This is a genomic window from Pseudodesulfovibrio cashew (assembly GCF_009762795.1).
In the GTDB taxonomy this organism is placed as follows: Bacteria; Desulfobacterota; Desulfovibrionia; order Desulfovibrionales; family Desulfovibrionaceae; genus Pseudodesulfovibrio; species Pseudodesulfovibrio cashew.
Map to the genome: position 1 here is coordinate 3,196,978 of NZ_CP046400.1, position 18,456 is coordinate 3,215,433.

The 18,456-nt window shown below is 54.8% G+C and carries 13 protein-coding genes; 6 read left to right on the top strand and 7 right to left on the bottom strand.

Annotated features, from left to right (window positions below; all coding sequences use genetic code 11):
• Window positions 1-6: 6 nt before the first annotated feature.
• Window positions 7-2,592 (top strand): ATP-binding protein, encoded by a 2,586-nt coding sequence (locus tag GM415_RS14630; RefSeq protein WP_158949449.1) that lies wholly within the window; start codon window positions 7-9, stop codon window positions 2,590-2,592.
• Window positions 2,593-2,616: 24 nt separating this feature from the next.
• Here GM415_RS14630 and GM415_RS14635 read toward each other — a convergent pair whose 3' ends face one another.
• Genes GM415_RS14635 through GM415_RS14650 form a run of 4 tightly spaced genes read right to left on the bottom strand, consistent with a single transcriptional unit; the run spans window position 2,617 to window position 6,046 of the window.
• Window positions 2,617-3,372 (bottom strand): OmpA family protein, encoded by a 756-nt coding sequence (locus tag GM415_RS14635; protein ID WP_158949451.1) that lies wholly within the window; start codon window positions 3,370-3,372, stop codon window positions 2,617-2,619.
• Between the two features lie 11 nt (window positions 3,373-3,383).
• On the bottom strand, window positions 3,384-4,148 hold the full coding sequence (locus GM415_RS14640; protein WP_158949453.1) for an OmpA/MotB family protein: 765 nt from the start codon (window positions 4,146-4,148) through the stop codon (window positions 3,384-3,386).
• 20 nt (window positions 4,149-4,168) lie between these two features.
• Window positions 4,169-4,921 (bottom strand): motility protein A, encoded by a 753-nt coding sequence (locus GM415_RS14645; protein ID WP_158949455.1) that lies wholly within the window; start codon window positions 4,919-4,921, stop codon window positions 4,169-4,171.
• 3 nt (window positions 4,922-4,924) lie between these two features.
• The gene (locus GM415_RS14650) at window positions 4,925-6,046 is read right to left on the bottom strand and encodes a DUF342 domain-containing protein (RefSeq protein ID WP_158949457.1); all 1,122 of its coding nucleotides are present in this window, start codon (window positions 6,044-6,046) and stop codon (window positions 4,925-4,927) included.
• A gap of 270 nt (window positions 6,047-6,316) precedes the next feature.
• Between GM415_RS14650 and GM415_RS14655 the strand changes: the two genes are divergently transcribed.
• Window positions 6,317-6,709 carry a flagellar protein FlaG gene (locus tag GM415_RS14655; protein ID WP_158949459.1) on the top strand — a complete coding sequence of 131 codons (393 nt, stop codon included), beginning with the start codon at window positions 6,317-6,319 and terminating at the stop codon, window positions 6,707-6,709.
• 135 nt (window positions 6,710-6,844) lie between these two features.
• Window positions 6,845-7,138: a hypothetical protein gene (locus tag GM415_RS14660; RefSeq protein ID WP_158949461.1), complete on the top strand. Its 294-nt coding sequence runs from the start codon at window positions 6,845-6,847 to the stop codon at window positions 7,136-7,138.
• A gap of 91 nt (window positions 7,139-7,229) precedes the next feature.
• Here GM415_RS14660 and GM415_RS14665 read toward each other — a convergent pair whose 3' ends face one another.
• The 3 genes from GM415_RS14665 to GM415_RS14675 form a co-directional block, all read right to left on the bottom strand.
• Window positions 7,230-10,817: a PEP/pyruvate-binding domain-containing protein gene (locus GM415_RS14665; protein ID WP_158949463.1), complete on the bottom strand. Its 3,588-nt coding sequence runs from the start codon at window positions 10,815-10,817 to the stop codon at window positions 7,230-7,232.
• Window positions 10,818-11,177: 360 nt separating this feature from the next.
• A complete protein-coding gene (locus GM415_RS14670; RefSeq protein WP_158949465.1) occupies window positions 11,178-14,879 on the bottom strand; it encodes a pyruvate carboxylase in 3,702 nt (1,233 codons plus the stop codon).
• A 66-nt stretch (window positions 14,880-14,945) separates the two neighbouring features.
• On the bottom strand, window positions 14,946-15,866 hold the full coding sequence (locus GM415_RS14675) for a biotin--[acetyl-CoA-carboxylase] ligase (RefSeq protein WP_158949467.1): 921 nt from the start codon (window positions 15,864-15,866) through the stop codon (window positions 14,946-14,948).
• On the opposite strand from GM415_RS14675, the gene GM415_RS14680 reads away from it, so the two are divergent.
• The 3 genes from GM415_RS14680 to GM415_RS14690 all read left to right on the top strand — a co-directional run bounded on the left by GM415_RS14680 (window position 15,865) and on the right by GM415_RS14690 (window position 18,450).
• Entirely contained in the window at window positions 15,865-17,007 is a 1,143-nt protein-coding gene (locus GM415_RS14680) for a tRNA nucleotidyltransferase/poly(A) polymerase-related protein (RefSeq protein ID WP_242012263.1), read from the top strand. The genes GM415_RS14675 and GM415_RS14680 overlap by 2 nt on opposite strands.
• A gap of 109 nt (window positions 17,008-17,116) precedes the next feature.
• Window positions 17,117-18,034 carry a DHH family phosphoesterase gene (locus GM415_RS14685; protein ID WP_158949468.1) on the top strand — a complete coding sequence of 306 codons (918 nt, stop codon included), beginning with the start codon at window positions 17,117-17,119 and terminating at the stop codon, window positions 18,032-18,034.
• Window positions 18,031-18,450 (top strand): response regulator, encoded by a 420-nt coding sequence (locus GM415_RS14690; RefSeq protein ID WP_158949484.1) that lies wholly within the window; start codon window positions 18,031-18,033, stop codon window positions 18,448-18,450. The genes GM415_RS14685 and GM415_RS14690 overlap by 4 nt, the downstream gene beginning before the upstream one ends.
• The last annotated feature ends 6 nt before the right edge of the window (window positions 18,451-18,456 follow it).

Genomic DNA, 18,456 nt, shown 5'->3' on the forward strand with positions numbered 1-18,456 from the left:
CGGCAGATGGCATCATTCTCACTCAGACAACTTGTCCAGCGCAACCTTACCTTCTGGATGCTGATACCCAGCATCAGTCTCATAATGTTGCTGGGAGCATATGCCGCCTATGAAAAAAGCAAGGATTTCGAGGCAAGAAATACCGTCCTTACGCAGGTTTTGGCCAAGCACATCACTGAGCACGCAAGTGACTCCCAATCTGCGCTCGGCTCGCTAGCCAACAGTATTACCCGCTACGATCCGTTCTGGTTCCAGTGGATGTTCAGCAACTTCCTGTTGGCCTATCCCTATTTCGAACAATTGATTTACGTGGATATTCATGGCCGAATAAGAGCCACCTACCCTCAAAAGGATTCCACGCTCTTCTCAATGGATCTGTTTCTCGACAAAGCCACGTCGAAAGTTTCCATTCTCTCAGCCCCGATTCCTTCGGCCATTTCGCACAACCTGGTTATCTACATCGGCGTACGGCTGAGCAACAACGACATCCTGCTGGGCGAACTCAGCCTTACAAGTCTTCAGAACCATGTTCAGGAGCTTCTGCCACAGGAACAAGGAAACCTCGTCCTGATGGACTCGTATGGAAACCTAATCTCCCATTCGGATTTCCAAAGGGTTGAGAGGCAGGAGAACATAGGCAACCTGAGCATCATACGAAACCACAAATCAAAGACGACCCTAACGGCCGTATACAAGGATGACGGCGTATACCGCATCGGGACTGTTGCGAACATTCCCAGAACCAACTGGCAGATCCTGATATCAAAACCACTCAAAGATGTATTCCTGCCCATCCTGTCCCCCCTGTTGGCACTACTCACTGTCATTCTCTGCCTTTTCATCATGTTCGCCCAATTCCTGCTTCACCGTTTGAAAGAAAGCGTTGTGGAGCCATTGGCGGATTTTACGCAATCAATTGAATTGACCGCCCAAGGCAATTACCGAAAGCCCGAGAATGGACGCCAGGTTTTCTCCGAGCTGGCCATCATCCAGGATGAATTCGACAAGATGGTCCTTCACGTGGACAAACGTGAAGGAGAAATCAAGGAGAGCGAGGAACGATTCAGACAGTTGGTGGAAAATATCCATGAAGCATTCTGGATCACCGAAACCGAAAACAACTCCTTCATATATGTCAGCCCGTCCTATGAAATGATCTGGGGACGAACCCGCGAGTCCTTGTACGGAAACCCGGAATCCTTCTTCCTCGCAATTGACAACGCGTTCCGTTTCCGTGTGCTGGAGCGATTCAATCGAGTGCGCACCGAAGGAAGAATCCTTGATGAAGAGTTTCAGATCATCATGCCGGATGGCAAGAAGCGATGGCTTAGAGCCCAGTCCTTTCCAGTTTATGACGGAGACGGCAAATGCGTTCGCATGGTCGGCCTGGCTGAAAACATTTCCGACCGTAAGGCGATCCAATTGGCCCTGGTCAAGGCCAAGCAGGCAGCGGAGTCCGCAAGCCAGGCAAAAACGGAGTTCTTAACGAATATCAGCCATGAACTGCGCACTCCGCTAAACGGCATCCTGGGTATGCTTCAATTGACGCAAAGCACGCCCCTGAACGCGGAACAGAGTGATTACATCAACACGGCCATCAGTTCGAGCAAGGTCCTGCTCAATGTCATCAACGACATTCTTAATATCGCTCAGATCGAAGCAGGCAAACTGACATTGCGCGAACAGTTATTCAAGCCACATGAAATACTGGAAACTATCTACAAGTTCTTCAAGCTCTCCACCGAGTCAAAAGAATTGAGGCTCAGGCTGGATGTGGAACCGGGGCTGCCTCCGTATCTTCTTGGAGACGAAGTCCGCATCCGCCAGATTCTTTTCAATCTGGTAGGCAATTCAGTCAAATTCACGGAGGAGGGCGGAATCGATATTACCGTCAAGGCCCTCCCCTACAGCAACAAGCCGAAGACCGTAAACATCCTATTCACCATAACAGATACCGGCATCGGCATCCCTCATGAAAAGATCAGTTACGTATTCGAATCCTTTACCCAAGTGGATGGCACATATACTCGAAGCTACCAAGGCACCGGGCTCGGACTGGGAATTGTCAAGAAGTTGGTCGAACTCATGAACGGCTCCATAACCGTAGATAGCTGCGTGGGAAAGGGAACGACGATCTACGTCACCCTGCAACTCGCCGTTCCATCAAATGAGCAAATCAGCAATTCCAAAGCCCTCAGCCGCCATGTCCACCAAGCGAAACGAAAGCTGTCCATTCTTGTTGCGGAAGACGACAGGGTCAACCAAATCGCCATCAAGAGAATGATTCAAAAACTCGGGCATACCGCCATCTGCGTCAGCGACGGCGAAAAGGCTTTGAGGCTACTGAAAGAGGAACCATTCGACTGCGTCTTCATGGATATACAAATGCCGGTGATGGACGGAATCGAAACAACAAAACAAATTCGGACCTCGAAAGAATTGGAGGCTGTCGCCGACATCCCCATCGTGGCCCTGACCGCCCATGCCATGCCCGAGGACCGGGACAAATTTCTTCGTGTTGGCATGAGTGACTACATTTCCAAGCCGGTTTCATTTGAGGAACTTGCGCAGACGCTAGCCAACATCCAATAAAAAACACTCACCGATAGGGCGCGATTACCACTTCGATCGCCCAACGGGCATGTAGAAAAATTCCACCCGCCGGTTGGTTCTCTTATTGGCCTCGGTAGTACTAGGCAGGATAGGCTTGGCACTGGCGTACCCGACAGCCTTCATCCGGTTGGCTTTAACTGTGGAATGATCGAGAATATACCGCAGGCACGATGCCGCACGGGCAGCCGAGAGCTCCCAATTGGATGCATACAGCTTGGATTCCGTTTCCGCACCATCAGTATGCCCGCGTATGATCAAATTGAAATTCTTGTTCTCCATTCCGTCAATGACAACCTGCAGGCCCTGCTTGGATTCAGGGGTCAATTTGGCCGACCCTTTATCGAACATGGCGCTGTTGTCAAAACGAAGCATGACTCCGGATTTGTCACTGCTGACCCTGGCCATCTTGGACAGATCCTTGGAACGAATAAACTTTTTCAGCCTAGCCCCGAGTTCCACGATCTCGCGATTCTCACGTACGCTCCGCCTCTCCTTGAAGGCCGTTTCGGCATACGGCGCAGCCAACGCACTCGGATCCTTGGTCTGCACACCCAGGGCTTCCTGGACCGACCCCATCATGATGCGAAAGTTCGTCACATCCTGGTTCGTGAAGGACAGCAGCAGCACGAAAAAGCACAGTAGCAACGTCACCATGTCGGCAAACGTTGCCATCCAAGCAGGAATGCCCTCCTCCTGCGGCGGCGGCTCGGACTGGACTCCGCCCGAGGTCTGTTCTTCTTCAACCGCTTCTTTCGCCATGGCTATCCACCCTACCACGCATCGCGCTGCGGCATGTGCAGGTAAAATTCAACACGCTGATTTTTAAGCCTATTCGCCTCAGAATCATTGGGTACTTCAGGCCGTGTATCCGCATACCCAACGGCTTTGGCCCGATTGATCTCAATTCCACCCTTATTGATAATATAGTCGAGAGCCACCGCCGCCCGCGCAGCGGACAACTCCCAGTTGGAAGGGAATTTTGCCGTGGAAATGGGACGATCGTCCGTATGTCCCCTGACCACGAGATTGAGTTTGTAGTCCTTGAGCACCTTGATCACCTTGTCCAAAATCCGGTATGCGCCGGGGGAAAGCTCCGCGCTTCCGGGGTTGAACATGGCGCTGGACCGTGCGCTGAAAATGACGCCGTCACGATCGGCTGTCACACCGGTCCCTTCCCTGATTTTGGCGTCTTCGTCGTCCAACAACGACTTGATGCGCATGATCACACCGAGGAGAAGACGCTCGTCATGGGAGATGTTGGCAGCCATCTTTTTGGCTGTTTCGCTTGTGCTGAACATTGCCATGTCCTCGGAGACCGCTCTCACCTCCTTGACGCCAAACGCCCCCTTGATGGAACCGAGCGCATCCCGATACTTCTGTTCACTCTGTTCGGCAAAGGAAAGCAAAAGCACAAAAAAACAGAGCAGCAACGTCACCATATCGGCAAACGTAGCCATCCACGCAGGAAGCCCTTCCTCTCCCGGAGGTTCCTCGGGCGGCTTGCGCTGTATCTGTTCTTCAGCCTTTTCAGCCATGACGGTCCTCCGTGAGGCGTCTAGGTATTCTCTCGCATGGCGGGCGAGAGGAAGGCTTGCAGCTTTTCTTTGACCACGGTGGGATGGTCGCCACGCTGGAGGGACGAGACTCCCTCAATCATGATCTGCATGAACAATGAGTCCTCGGCCGACCGCTCCTCCAGTTTGGTGGCCAGTGGCAGGAAGACACAGTTGGCCATAATCGCTCCGTAAAACGTCGTCAGCAAAGCAACAGCCATGGCGGGACCGATGGATGATGGATCCGAAAGATTGGAAAGCATATTAACCAGGCCGATAAGCGTACCGATCATTCCGAAGGCCGGAGCCATGGCCCCCATACCCTTGAAAACCGCCTGCCCCTGCCTGTGCCGCTGTTTCATGAACTCCAACTCGATCTCCATAACCGAACGGACCAGAGATTCGCTGGAGCCGTCCACCACCAGCATCACTCCCTTCTTGAGAAAGGCGTCTTCAATGGGAACCTTCTCAAGGGCAACCAGACTTTCCTTCCTGGCTGTGTCCGCCAATGAGGTGATTTGGCGGATGATCTCCTGGGGATCATTGGACTTGAACAGCAAGGTCTTCAGGCCAACCTTGATCGTGCCGATAACCGTCCCCATGGGGAACATGACGAAGGTGACCGCAAAGGTACCGCCGATAACGACAACAATGGATGGGATGTCGAGGAAGCCTGCAGCGTTTCCACCCATGAAAATGGTGGTGAAAACCAGGCCGAATGCTCCGACAAGACCGATGAGAGTTGCGATATCCATAAGCTAACTTGTGTGTTTCTTGGCAGTAGCGCCAATTTTTACTTCATTGTTATCGTAATAGAAATAGACATCTTCCAGGTAGTCGTCCACCTTCAGGTAAGCTGAGCCGATGCTTATCTCGACCCCGGGCTTGACTACTCCTGGCACCAGTATCTTGCAGTTCCCGATGTTCTCCGTCCCATGAATTCCTTCCCACAATTTGACCTTGAGCATTTTTAACAAACCAAGCTCCCTTTCCGCCGATTCCAATTTTCTGGCGAACTCATCATGGTTGTCATCGCCCTTGCCCAACACCTTTTCATAGGATGAAATGTCTTCGTGCAATTTCTTTATGCGTCGGTTGTACTGCTCGTCAGCATACAACAAGGTCGGATCATAGCCTAACACCAAGGAAGTATTGGTATCCAGGCCTCCCCCCAACTGGGTGCCGACGTAGACATAGTCGTGGCAATAGTAATTTCCGCCGGTAAGACGGCCGCCAACCGCAAGCCGACTCCCCGCGTATACATCCGAATGCATCAGGGCTCCCTTGATAAGGATGTCCCCTCCGGCCTTCAAGGTGGCGTATTCGCAGAACGCGGCCTTGATGGTTTTTCCTGCTTCCGCAAAGGCCTCCCGGCCTCCCTTGATCCCGCCCCGACAGCTTAAGTCCCTGAGCGCCTCTATCCTCGCGCCCTCCACCTGCCCTTGAACGGTCACGTCCCTGCCCTGGATGGAAAACCCAGCCCGTACAGAACCGCCGACGGTCAGGTTCCCGATGAAGTCCACATTCCCCGTATGGAAATCGATGTCGCCGGGCAAATCCAGATTTTGCCGGACCACGATCTTACCGTCAGCATACATCACGCATCCGTTGACCGCTGCAAAGAGCTTGTCTGGATGCTTGCGGCTCAAGGCAGTACCCTTGCCCGCAGGAAACTTCAGATCCTCGCTCACAAACCGAGAATCAACCTCTTCCCGCTCCACGCCTGAAAGATCGACCAACTCGGCAATGATGCTGCCCGCCTCGACATTCTGGACGAAATTGAGTTGGTAATGATCGACGCTGCCATCATCCTGCTGCTGTGGCTTGAGACTATGCGGATCCCAATCTGGATCAAAATGGTGTTTCAGCAAAAACGGCATGGCACATATCCAAGCGAAATTGAGGGCGACGGCAAAACGGCTACACAAGATAACCAGCGCAAAACATTACATTTATGACTTTTTTAACGGATTGAAATCATAGTGAATTTTCTTTTCCCAGTCAATGCATTTAGAAGAATCGATGTCTTCCGGCATTCTTTTGTATTAAGTGAGACACCCACCCTAAAGATATGACCAAAGTTGCCGATGAGAACAGCGTAAGAGGCAAATCAGGTTGGGATGATTCGTGTAACACCAGGGAGGGAGACCATGAATATCCCCGAAATCAACAATGACGTGAAGCAGAGCCTGCGCTCGGAGAGTGTAGCTGCTGCCCAGGCCGTCCATGGCCCTAGCATTCGCGACGGGTCGGACAAGGTTCCCAGCGATGCAGTCCAGAAGCAGGACAGCTCCAAGTCGGACAAGCAATCACAGCAGTTCTCCAAGGAACAAATGAACGACCTCGTGAAGGAAACTCAGGAGTTGCTGGAAAACAACGACGTCAAGCTCAAGTTCAACGTCCTTGAAGAGAACGACACCGTGCAGGTTGAAATCATTGACGGCGAAGGCAAGGTTATCCGCAAGATTCCCGGCGATGACCTTCTCAAGCTTTCGAAGTCACTGAAGAACCTCGATCGCGGCTTCCTCGACGAAGTATCTTAGGCCAGCCATCGGCAAGAGCATATACGCCCCCCGGCGCTAATGTGGCGGGGGCTTTTGCCGTGCCCGACTAGCGGCCTTGTCATTCATATACTCCTGATGGTATAGTTTTGATAATCATCCCTGAAGGAGGCAGCCATGTCCGACATAAGCATTTCAGCCAGCAGCCCGTTATCCATGGCCCTTGAGAGCGTGGCGACAGGGGCGGAGATGACTGCGGACGAGTCCGGGACCGTCATGTCCGGCGTCAGCCCCAACGGCTTGGACACCCAGGAGCAGACTGTGGTCGGCGCCGAAACCGTGGACAAGACCACGGAATACATTGGGGCCGGAACGGACTTCAGTTCCACCGGAACAGATATCGACGTTGCACAGGCCATCTCCCAGACCTTGGCGGAAGGAATGGGCAACATTGCGGACAAGATCGCCTGACCGCCCAGCTCTATCTCCTCAATTCAGCAACCAGACTTCAAAAAAAAAGGCCCCGCCATTCGACGGGGCCTTTTCCGTTATCAATACAAACTTACCATTGCTTGTTGCGCTGCTCTTCCAGGGCGGCTTCCTGCTCATCAAAGGATGCGAATCCGGCATGCCGCATGGCGTCTTCAACAGTGTGGTGCCAATCCCAGCTGGCATAAATGACCGGCTTGTGGAAGATGCCGCGGAACTGCTGCATCTCCTGACGGTAGAACTCCTCCTTGGGAGTTTCCATGTGCTCCCGGAGCTGTTCGCTGAAGCGATCCAGTTCTCCTTCGTACCACTCCATGAAGTCCTCGGGAGACTTATACTTTTTCAGGATATGGCCATAGCTGTTAGCCTCGAGCAGTTCGCACAGCTTTTTCATGTGCTGCTCCTTAAGCCACGCACCCAGGTCACGAGTACGAATACCCAGTGACTCGACGGCTGCCATGTCCACCTTGGTCTGGTGGTAAGTATCCGGCACGACCGAGGCGGAGACGATGCCAGCGATGGCCACCAGCCCGCGCAGGATGACAGAGTTGCTGACACCCTGACCGCAGAAGCCCACTTTCTTTCCGACCTTCTGACCGGCGAAAATGGCGGAGAGGATAGCCCAGACAACGGCCGGGTCCTCTTCGTCATATATGTGCTGGAGAGAAGCGTTGTCGCGATCTGTAGCCAGCACCATCTGAGTCATATCATTGGAACCGATGGAGAATCCGTCCACTTCCTTGAGGAACTCCTTGCACAGGATGGCGTTGCTCGGAATCTCGGCCATGAGGATGACCTTGAGGTCGTCACGACCGGACTCCAGGTTGTGAACCTGCTTGAGGTACCGCTTCATGGAGCGAGCTTCCTCCAGGGTACGGACGAACGGGAACATGATAGACAGGTTCTTGCCGCCGTAGATGCCCCGAGCCAGCTTGAAGGCCTCCAGCTCCCAGTCATGGATATTGCGGGAAACACCGCGATAACCGATCATGGGGTTGTCCTCGAAAGCCTCGAAGAGCGAACCGCCCAAAAGGTTACGGTACTCGTTGGACTTGAAGTCAGTGGTCCGGTAGACAATGTTGCTGCCGAAGAATGCCATGGCAAAGAGCGCCAGCCCCTGAGACAGCGTCTGAATGTAATTTTCCTTGCCCGTGGTGTAGCCCCTGCTCTCCAGGATACCGCGAATGCGATCGGGCAGCGTGGCGACTTCGTCCATCTCGGACTTGAGGCCCATCTTGAGCGCAACTTCCTCGCGCAGAGCGGTCACCTGGTCGAGGTACTCCTGCACCTCCGGCACATCCTTGAGCTTCTTGACCTGATCGGCCACGATCTGCTCATGCTCCATGCGAATCTTCCAGGATTCGGTCCTGGGTTCCGGCATAGCTTCCAGCATGTCTTGGAAACCGAGGATGACGGCAACATGCGCCTCAAGATCAATGGAAGTCTTGAGAACGTCAAGCCGATCCGTGGCCAGGGAGATATGCTCGTCGAGCTTCCGGTCCATTTCCCGCAACTTACGATGCATGGCCAGGACTTCGTCTGTGGAGCGGGATCCTTCCTGCTCGGCCAGCTTGTCCATTTCCTTGGACAGGCCGGTGATCAGTCCCACGTATTCGCGCAGCTTGAGAGGCATGCGGATCAGCCCGTCGGCGAGCTGTTCCTTCATGACCTTGGTCAGCCGATTGTCCATCTCCATGAGCTTTTCATCCACCAGGTCGTTCAGCGTATCCTTGTCATACGCCTCCAGGGCCATGGGGTGGACGCCGATGTTGCCGAGCATGAACTCGGCGCGCAGCAGGCCTACCTCGAAATCGGGGACGTTGCGCAGACGGGAGAGGAAGAGAGCCTGTCCCACGTCGGCCAGGATCAGACCGACCTTGGTCTTGGTCGCGGGCAGTTCGGCAACGTTGATTTCGCCACCAACCTCCACCAGGGGAAGTTCACCCCGGTAGACCTTGCCGCGGGAGCCGTCAACGGTGACCTGCTGCCCTTCAAGGGAACGCAGCGCCTCAATGCGCTGAATACCAATGATGGCGGGGATGCCCAGCTCGCGGGAAGTGATCGCCGCGTGGCTGGTGTCGCCACCCACGTCGGCCAAAATGGCGGAGGCGATGCGCATGCCGGGCACCATGTCCGGGTCGGTGCGCTCGGCAGCCAGGATGTCGCCCTTGTTAATCTTGTTCAGCTCGAGGGCGGAACGGAGATACTTGACGGTGCCCTGCCCCGCGCCTCGGGATGCACCATTGCCTTCCAGAATGACTTCGGCATCGTCGAGGGCCTTGGGGTCCACTTCGAGACGGCGCATGAAGATGGTGTCGGGATGCTTTTCGAAGTCCTCGTTCCAACGAGTCTCAGGACGGGCCTGGACAAACCAGAGGCGATCGGTCTTGTCGATGCAGAACTCGGTGTCCATGATCATGCCGTCGTAGGCCTTGGAAATGGCGCGCACGCCCTGAGCGACCATCTCGGCCTGGGCGATGGAAAGAGCCCAGCGGGAAACTTCGTTCTCCGGAACCTTGACCACGTGGGTGCCGCTGCCGTCTTCCTTGTAAACGATCTTTCTTTCCTTGCAGCCCATGTAGCGGATGACGACTTCCTTGCCGCCGTCACGCTGGAAAACATAGAATTTATCAGGTGTGACCATGCCACCCACAACCGCCTCGCCGAGGCCGTAGCTGGCGTCGATGGACACGAGATCGTTGCGGTCGGTGCCACGGCAACCCGTGGCCGTATCCGCGCTGAAGGCGGTACCGGAAATGACCGGGTTGATCATGCGCATAAGGCAGACTGACAGGGAAGTGTGCTCAATGGCCCACTCCTTCTTGGCGGTCTCGGCGATGGAATCGTCGCCCGTCTCCTCGGCCTTGGTGATGGCGTCGAGAATGGCCTCACGGCGGTAGGTCATGGAGCGCAGGTTATAGGCGGAAGCGCAATCCCAGTGGTATGCTTCTAGGCAGGTGTTCTCACCCACGATGTTCAGGTAGGTGTCCTGCAAACCGGCGAACGCCTTCTTGCGGCTGTCCTCACCTGCCGCAGAGGAACGAACCGCGACCGGCACGTCGTCCATGCCGGCTTCCTGGCAGATGGACGCATAGGCGCCCTTGACTTCCTTGGCGATCTCCTCGGGAACCTCCACCGACAGGATGGCGGACTGCACGAGCACCGAGCGCATGCGTAACTGGTCGATTCCCTCCGGGGAGGTGGCGAACCCGTCCACTACATTATTAATAAAGGTGCGAAGCTTGATGGGGGTACCGGACTGCTTGGTCGACTGTTCGCGGATCCTGCGGCCGACCTCGCGCACGAAATGCTGAAGATATTCGGAGTCCTGGTTCACTTCATCGGAGTGCCAGTCCACCTTGTTGTATTCCTTGTCCACCGTGGCCCGAACAACAGCCGCGTTGACCTTGGTTTCATCCAGAATGGTGTGGAAGGCAATGGAAGAAATGGCCCGGAACTCGGGAGCCCGGATACCGGGGACCTGACTGATGATTGCCGTGTTGTAGTTCTTTCCACCAACGAGAAGTTCGGCATCCTCGCCGATCGCCTTGATGTCTGCGCCGGAAAGAATCAACTTCTGTTTGAGACGCTCAGCTTTTGCATCCGCCTTTTTGGCTGCGGCGGCATCCTTTTCGGCGGGCTTTTTCTGGGTCTTGGCCATCGTATCCTCCTGGTAAGTCAGTTCCACCGGTAGTTAACAAAACGCATCCGCGCCCCGGTTCACTGCTTCCTGAAAAATTGAAATTTGAAAAAAAGAACAATCACCTCTTCAGTTTCGAGTTTTCGCTTACAGGCAATACAATAGGGAAGTCAATGAAACTATTGGTCCAACCAATGAACAAATTATAACACCAATTTCTACCGAGAAATCATCTAAAGAGGACGTGCTTACAATCCAGCAAACTAAAATAACAAGAGCCGACAGGCTGTTATAACCTGTCGGCTCAAAGTAGTCATTCATGGCCGAGGAATCCGACCACATTATTCTGTTCAGACCAATTTGATCAAGCTGAACTTTTTTTTACATTTTCTGGCCACAATTGGGGCAGAAGTTGAACTCCTCACCCGGCACTTCCATCTTGCAGGTCGGACAGATTCCAGCAACAGGACCGAGCTCGACGATCAGTTCTCCTTCCACCACCGGGATCATCTTCTTGTCCTCTGTGTAGTTGGCAGACTTGATGACGCGCCGCACCATACCGTCTATGGGTGAAAGCACCGACTTCTCCTGTTTCATGATGGAGATATTGAACAGCTCTTCACCCACCTTGACCTTGTCTCCGGGACGGACATGGGTCACCCACAGGTCACCGTTACTCGGCGAGCCAACATGGTACGGATTGCCGGAATCGGCCATTTCCATGGCGTCCTTGGCTCCGGCCTCGGGCTCGGCGACCTTGACCTGATGGCTCATGATCTCGGAGTCGAGCACATAGCGAACCACGACCATACCGTTCTCATCAGGCTCGGAGATATCCAGAATGCGCATGATATGCGGCTTCTTGCAATCTCCCTGGAAGTTGAGGATCTCGCCCTTCTCCAGGCCTTCGAACCAGACATCCACAGGCAGGTTGTTGATATTGCCGTACTTCTCACAGAACTCGATGGTAGTGATGGCATCGCCCGGATGGTTGAGGTACATGACGAACTCTTCCTCCGTGGGCTGGCGGTGCAGCCGCTTTTGGAGTGCAGCCTTTTCAGCAGCAAGATCGACATCCTCAAGAGTTGTCAGGGGCGAAACTTCGACGCGCTCGGTAATGGCGGTCTCCCACCCCTTGCCGAATGCGGACCGGTAGACCCAATCCTCAGGGAAGCCCAAGGGCAGCCTGCCGAACTTTCCGAGGAGCAGATTACGGAAAGCATCGTTGGCGTCACGGTACAGATCGAGCCGCGCGTCGCGCTCAAGGCTGGTCAGTTCCTCTTCCTTGCAGAGGTTGACAATGTCCAGGATGTTGAGCAGGCGGCGTACTTCCCGCTCTCCCCCACGCTTGTAGGCGCCGGTCACAGCCAGGAAGGCAGTGTTCCAGGTAATCTGGGACCCGGGGGTGACATCGTGATAGCGGACGATCTTACGAGTCCCTTCAAGGAACTTAAGCATATACGGCAGCAGCTTGATGTATCCCTGCTTGAGAGCGCCCTCCTGCGAGGAGGAGGTTGCACCGCCAGGCATGCCGTGCCGGACCACGTCGTGATCGATTCCCTGGAAGTAGGGAGCGGTATATTTGTCGTAGTAAGGCATGATCTGCTTGAGCTTGAAATTGGTCGCGCGAATCATGTCCTTGTCGAGATGGGTCTTAAGACCGATCTCGTCCTCGATGTAGGCGGCGGTGGAGAGCACCTCGCCCTGGCCGTACCAGCGCACGGACGCGCCCACGGCGACGTCGACGATATGCGCACCGGCTTCGGCGGCAGCCCCCATGGTCGGCACGAACAGACCGTCGGTGTAATGACGATGGCTGTGAATGACCAACTCGGGGTATTTAGCGGTGATGGATCCGATCAGCTCGCGCATGAATCTGGGCGGACAGACGCCGGCCATATCCTTAAGGCCGAGGATGATCATCCGTTCCACCTTCTTCTGGCTCACTCCGGCCACATCCGCGCACATCCGAATAATCTCATCGGTGACCGCCATATAGCGGTCCACACCGAAGCCCTTGGCCCAGGACAGGGACAGAGCAGGCTCGAAGATGTTCTTGTTGGAACTGAGCGCCACTTCCGCGAAAGGACGCATATTTTCGATATGATTAAGGAAGTCGAAACAGCGGATAACATCGTAATGCTCGTTGATCATCTCGCCCGTCATACGCATAACGTTCTTGGGCTGAGGCTTGTAGCCGAGCACGTTGGTGGACCGCACCAGAATCTGCTTCAGGGTCTGCGGTGCGAACTTGTTCCATTCGGCCGCCTCTGTGAACGGGTAAGTCATGTTGGCGAGCATGGCCACGTGGAAATGCGCGCCGCCGCCGTTCTCCAGGGAGAAGAAACCGCACTTGTCGAGGGAGGGGCCGACGATGGCGTCCTCGGCGAGGCGGAAACGGTTGCCCGAGTTGGACTGGGTTATGTCACGGGTGGTCGTATCCGTCATGTGGATGATTCCGGCCTCGCGATCGCTACGCAGGGTGTCCAGGATGGTATCACGATCCATACCACGAGTGATATTGGGCTCGAACCAGGACGAAACCTCCGGAGCATCAGCCAGTTCGAAACGCCCTAACCGCTTGTCCTCACGGCCACGGTATTCGCCAAGACGGACATATTGGTTGTGTCCCAGGGCGGAAATCTCCGCGACCAGCCGGGTCATACGCAGGGAATCAGGCTCACGGTCGGAATAATCCATGAGTTCCGCGTAATTCTGACGGACAAAATTGGTATCGTAGTCAGCTTCGATAAACTTCTTGTGGTCAACGATCTTGCGGTGGAAAGGAATGGTCGTCTTCAATCCGCCGATCATGTATTCCCGCAGGGCGCGGCTCATGAGAGCATCGACCTTTTTCCAGGAATTGCCGTAGGCGATGAGCAAGGCCGCCGCGGAGTCATAATTGGACGGGAAACGGTAGCCGTCGCCTACGCAGGAGTCGATGCGGATGCCCTGCCCGCCCGGTGACACGTAGCGGGTGATACGCCCGGAGTTAGGTTCGAAGCCCTTTTGCGGGTCCTCGCAGTTGATGCGGCACTGGAACGCCCACTGATACGGCTTGGTCTTTTCCTCACTCAGGCGGAGTTCCGCACCGAAGGCGATGGCGATCTGCTCCTCGACCAGGTCGATGCCGTAGCGACACTCGGTGATGCCGTGCTCCACCTGAAGCCGGGTGTTGACCTCAATGAGATAGGGAACCCCGTCGGTATCGACAAGGAACTCCACTGTTGCCAGGGAGTAGTACCCCACCGCCGCGACCAGCTTGCGGGAATATTCCTTGAGTTGCTCGCGCAGCTCCGGAGTGAATTTGGGCCAGGGAGAAGGTGTGATCTCAATCAGCTTCTGGTGATTGCGCTGCACGGAGCAGTCGCGTTCGTCGAAGCAGAAAATGTTGCCATACTGATCAGCCACCACCTGGATTTCAATGTGCCGGACGGACGTCAGGAGTTTTTCCACGTAGAGGCGCGGATTGCCGAAGGAGGCCTGCGCCAAAGCGGACGCCTTGGAGAACGCGTTCTCCAGGTCCTCCTCCTTGTAGACCTCGTAAATGCCGCGACCGCCTCCGCCGCCCTCGGCCTTGAGCATGACCGGGAATCCGATTTCCTTTGCAATCTCACGAGCTTCCGGGATAGACACTGCACCTTCGGAACCGGGTACGACCGGCACATCCTGCTCGATCGCAAGTTTTCGGACGGCCACTTTGTTTCCGAGGACACGCATGGGCTCCTGCTCGGGACCGATAAAAATAATGCCTGCTTCCTTGCACTTGGCGGGGAAGGAATCATCTTCGGAGCCGAATCCCCAGCCAGGATGGATGGCGACCACGCCATCAGCCTTGGCCTTGCGGATGACCCTGTCCATATCGAGATAAGCGCGAGGATCGGAACCGAGCATGAGCAGCTCGTTGGCGCCGGAGGTCGCGGGGGATGTTTTATCCACGTCCGTGGCGGTCATGATCGCCTTGGCGTTGAACATTTCCGTGATGGAACGGCAAATGCGCCGAGCCGGGATGCCCCGGTTGGCTACAAGAATCCGCTTCCCCTTGACCTCATCAAGCACCTGTTCAAAGGACTTCGGCTGCATGGATACACTGATCTCCTTGGCAATAATAAGAAAAATTTATTCCGCTGTTCTCTGCCACTTGATATTCTACAGAGGAATAATGGAACCGGAGAAGAGAACCCCTTCTCCTTCCGGACGGCGTACAACAAGTCCGCCTTCTGGCGAAATGCCAATTATTTCGGCTTGAAATGATAGACCCTCTCTCTCGTGAACCAGAATGCGGCGCCCCAACCAGGCCAGTCGGGGGAGCATAGCCGAAACAAACTGGGGAGGCTTCAACTCGCCGAGCAAGACTATATACATCTTTTTCCACCGGTTCACAAGCGTATGCCACATTCCCACGGTGGTGGGCACACCTCTCCCCGTTTGCATAATTCCGGCTGGGACCGAACGATCTTCTCGCATCAAGGAGTCAGACGGTGACTCGATAAGATTTATGCCCAACCCAAGAATATCCACTTCTTTTTTGCTTTCAATAAGCATCCCTCCGACCTTCCTGTCGTTCTGAAGGAGGTCGTTGGGCCATTTCACCTCAAGCTGCGCCCCCTGTTCCCCGAGGATTTCTGCAATCATGTAACCGCACAATAGCGGAAGCAATTTCCCGTAGGCAGTAGACCATTCACTTTCGGTCGGAGCTTTGGGCAAAACCACCGAAGCGAACAAATTCCCCGGAGGCGATGACCAGGGACGACGCAATTGGCCACGTCCACCGGTCTGTGTAAGGGCGACAACCGAACCCCACTCACCTACGGCGCCCTGCTCGTACAGAAGACGGGCTGCCTCCATGGTTGAGAAGCAGCGGCCCACTATGACGATAGTGGTTTCGCACTCTTTTGAGGCTTGGCGAAACCGCCCAATTCCTGGCATCTCAAGAGGATCAGCCCATTCTCCGCATAGAGCCAGCCCTTCTTCCCAATTTTGGGTTAGAGGGCCGGAATTCTCAAGAGAAGCCCCTCCGGGCAAGGCTTCATCCTCGGGTTCCCATAGAAAAATTCCAGGTGGCAGCATGAGTTACCTTGTGATATTGATTAAGGAAATGAAAGTCTATCTGGCTGGCGGCGCTGTCCGCGACATACTTCTCGGCAAGCCCATCAAGGACCGCGACTACCTCGTGACGGACACGACCCGGCAAGAATTCGAAGCGCGCTTTCCTGCGGCTCGGGAGGTCGGCCACACCTTTCCGGTGTACCTTTTGGAAAGGATGGAATTCTCCTTCCCCCGGGCCGAGACACTTGAAGAAGAAATAAAGTCCAGAGACCTTACTGTCAATGCGATGCTCCTGGATGAGGACGGGGAATTGATCGCTCATCCTCAAGCGCTTGACGACCTTGTGAACCGAGTTCTCAGACCGGCCGCTCCCGATTCCCTTACTTCGGACCCACTCAGGGTTTTCCGCGCCGCAAGGTTCTGGGCCAGATTCCCGGACTTCACTCCCCACCCGGAGTTGCGAGCCGCCATGTCCGCAGTAGCCGAGGCCGGACTTCTGGAGACCATCGCCCCGGACCGCGTGGGACAGGAGACCATCAAGGCTCTCAACTCTCCTAAACCGGGTAATTTCCTTCAACTTCTGGCGGAAACACGTTGCCTGTCGCCGTGGTTCCGGGAATTCCAGGGGGGCATGACCATTCCGGCGGGTCCGCCCGCATACCACGACACACACGTCATCGGCCATACCTGTCGGATCATGGACAGGCTGGCCGGAGACGAAATCGCCGTTTGGATGGGACTCTGCCATGACCTGGGGAAAATGCTATCCGATCCGAAATTCCTCCCGCGACACCATGGGCACGACAAGCGAGGCATCGGACCGGCCGAGTCACTTGCCAAGCGCATCCGCCTGTCCAATGCGCACGTCACGGCTGGCATAAAGGCGGCCCAATGGCACATGACCGCCGCCAGATATGAGGAACTCCGCCCCGGCACCCGTGTAGATCTGCTCATGGATCTCCATCTCTCTCGTACCGTAGCTCCCCTGTTCGCCCTGATCGTGGCCGATACGGGGGTCGATCTTCTTTCGCAGGCCAAGACTGATCTGGAATCCATACTTGCAGTATCTCTTCCACCTGAATCGAGAAACCTTGGCAGCAAGTCCGGCCAGATCCTGCGTGAACTCCGTGCGGCAGTGCTCGGGAGAAGCAAGAAGCGGTAACAACTTTTTTTTGACAGGAATTCCGCGCGTATTATAATTGAAAAACAATTGTGCGCTGTTAGGTTTATCGAAACCGTTATAAAAACACGCTTACCCCCGGAGTTGCCACATGCGCCTCGTCACGAGATCCGACTTTGATGGATTGGCTTGCGCCACCTTACTCAAACACCTCGGCATAATTGACGATTATCTTTTCGCTCACCCCAAGGATCTTCAGGACGGCAAGGTAGAGGTCACCAGCAAAGACGTCCTTGCCAATGTCCCATACGTAGAGGGGTGCGGACTCTGGTTCGACCACCATCAAAGTGAGATGGAACGACTGGGCGAGATACAGTTCGAGGGGGCCTCGAAGCCGTTGCTCAGTTGTGCAAGGGTCATCTATGAATACTATGGGGCGGACAAATTTCCTGAGAGCTTCAACCCTATGCTGACGGCCGTGGATAAAGTCGACTCCGCTGACCTGACCATAAGCGATATCACAGACCCGGAAGGGTGGATAATGCTCGGGTATATCATGGACCCGAGGACCGGCCTTGGACGCTACCGCGACTACCGCATTTCCAACTACCAGCTCATGCTCGACATGATCGAATACTGCCGCATCTACACGGCAGACGAGATAATGGCCCTTCCCGACGTGCAGGAGCGAATCGAGCGCTACAGGCAGGACAAGGACGCCTACATCAACATGCTCAAGGAAAACACAAAGTTGTACGGCAACGCCATGGTCATGGATCTTCGCAGACTGGACAGGATTTACTGTGGCAACCGCTTCATGATCTACACCCTCTTCCCCGACTGCAACGTATCCATCCGGGTCATCTGGGGATTCAAGAAGCAAAACGTCGTCTTTACCGTAGGACATTCCATTACGAACAGAACATGCAAAACAAACATCGGCAAGCTCATGCTCTCGCTTGGTGGCGGTGGGCACCGCATGGTCGGGACCTGTCAGGTAGCCGAAAGCGAGGTGTCTGAAACCTTGAAGACGATTTTAGATCAACTCAGTGCCGATGAAGCCAAATGAAACCGTTGATCCCAACTCAAAGACGCTTTCTCATAGTGGATGACGATGAGCGATTCGCCCTTCTCGTCGCCAAACGCCTTGAAAATACTGCCCAGTGCGTCGTAGTTCTGTCCGGGGAGGACGCGCTCTTACAGTTTGAATACCACCTCCGGGAGAAAGCCCCGTTTTCCGTAGTATTCATGGACATCGGCATGCCGGAAATGGATGGTCACGCCGTGGTGGAGCGCATGCGTGAAATCGAACGCCGACAAGATGTTTCACCGGTGAATTCTTTCAAATTGATCATGCTTACGAGCCATAAGGACATCTCCAACGTCAGCAAGGCCTTCTTCCACAATGACGCCGACGCGTATATCCACAAGGCGGAAATCAATACAAAGCTGCATGAGGAGTTACGCAACCTCGACCTGATTTAAAAAACA

Coding starts and splice junctions, on each gene's coding strand:
- GM415_RS14630 (WP_158949449.1), top strand. CDS start 7: ATGGCATCATTCTCACTCAGACAACTTGTCCAGCGCAACCTTACCTTC.
- GM415_RS14635 (WP_158949451.1), bottom strand. CDS start 3,372: ATGGCGAAAGAAGCGGTTGAAGAAGAACAGACCTCGGGCGGAGTCCAG.
- GM415_RS14640 (WP_158949453.1), bottom strand. CDS start 4,148: ATGGCTGAAAAGGCTGAAGAACAGATACAGCGCAAGCCGCCCGAGGAA.
- GM415_RS14645 (WP_158949455.1), bottom strand. CDS start 4,921: ATGGATATCGCAACTCTCATCGGTCTTGTCGGAGCATTCGGCCTGGTT.
- GM415_RS14650 (WP_158949457.1), bottom strand. CDS start 6,046: ATGCCGTTTTTGCTGAAACACCATTTTGATCCAGATTGGGATCCGCAT.
- GM415_RS14655 (WP_158949459.1), top strand. CDS start 6,317: ATGAATATCCCCGAAATCAACAATGACGTGAAGCAGAGCCTGCGCTCG.
- GM415_RS14660 (WP_158949461.1), top strand. CDS start 6,845: ATGTCCGACATAAGCATTTCAGCCAGCAGCCCGTTATCCATGGCCCTT.
- GM415_RS14665 (WP_158949463.1), bottom strand. CDS start 10,817: ATGGCCAAGACCCAGAAAAAGCCCGCCGAAAAGGATGCCGCCGCAGCC.
- GM415_RS14670 (WP_158949465.1), bottom strand. CDS start 14,879: ATGCAGCCGAAGTCCTTTGAACAGGTGCTTGATGAGGTCAAGGGGAAG.
- GM415_RS14680 (WP_242012263.1), top strand. CDS start 15,865: ATGAGTTACCTTGTGATATTGATTAAGGAAATGAAAGTCTATCTGGCT.
- GM415_RS14675 (WP_158949467.1), bottom strand. CDS start 15,866: ATGCTGCCACCTGGAATTTTTCTATGGGAACCCGAGGATGAAGCCTTG.
- GM415_RS14685 (WP_158949468.1), top strand. CDS start 17,117: ATGCGCCTCGTCACGAGATCCGACTTTGATGGATTGGCTTGCGCCACC.
- GM415_RS14690 (WP_158949484.1), top strand. CDS start 18,031: ATGAAACCGTTGATCCCAACTCAAAGACGCTTTCTCATAGTGGATGAC.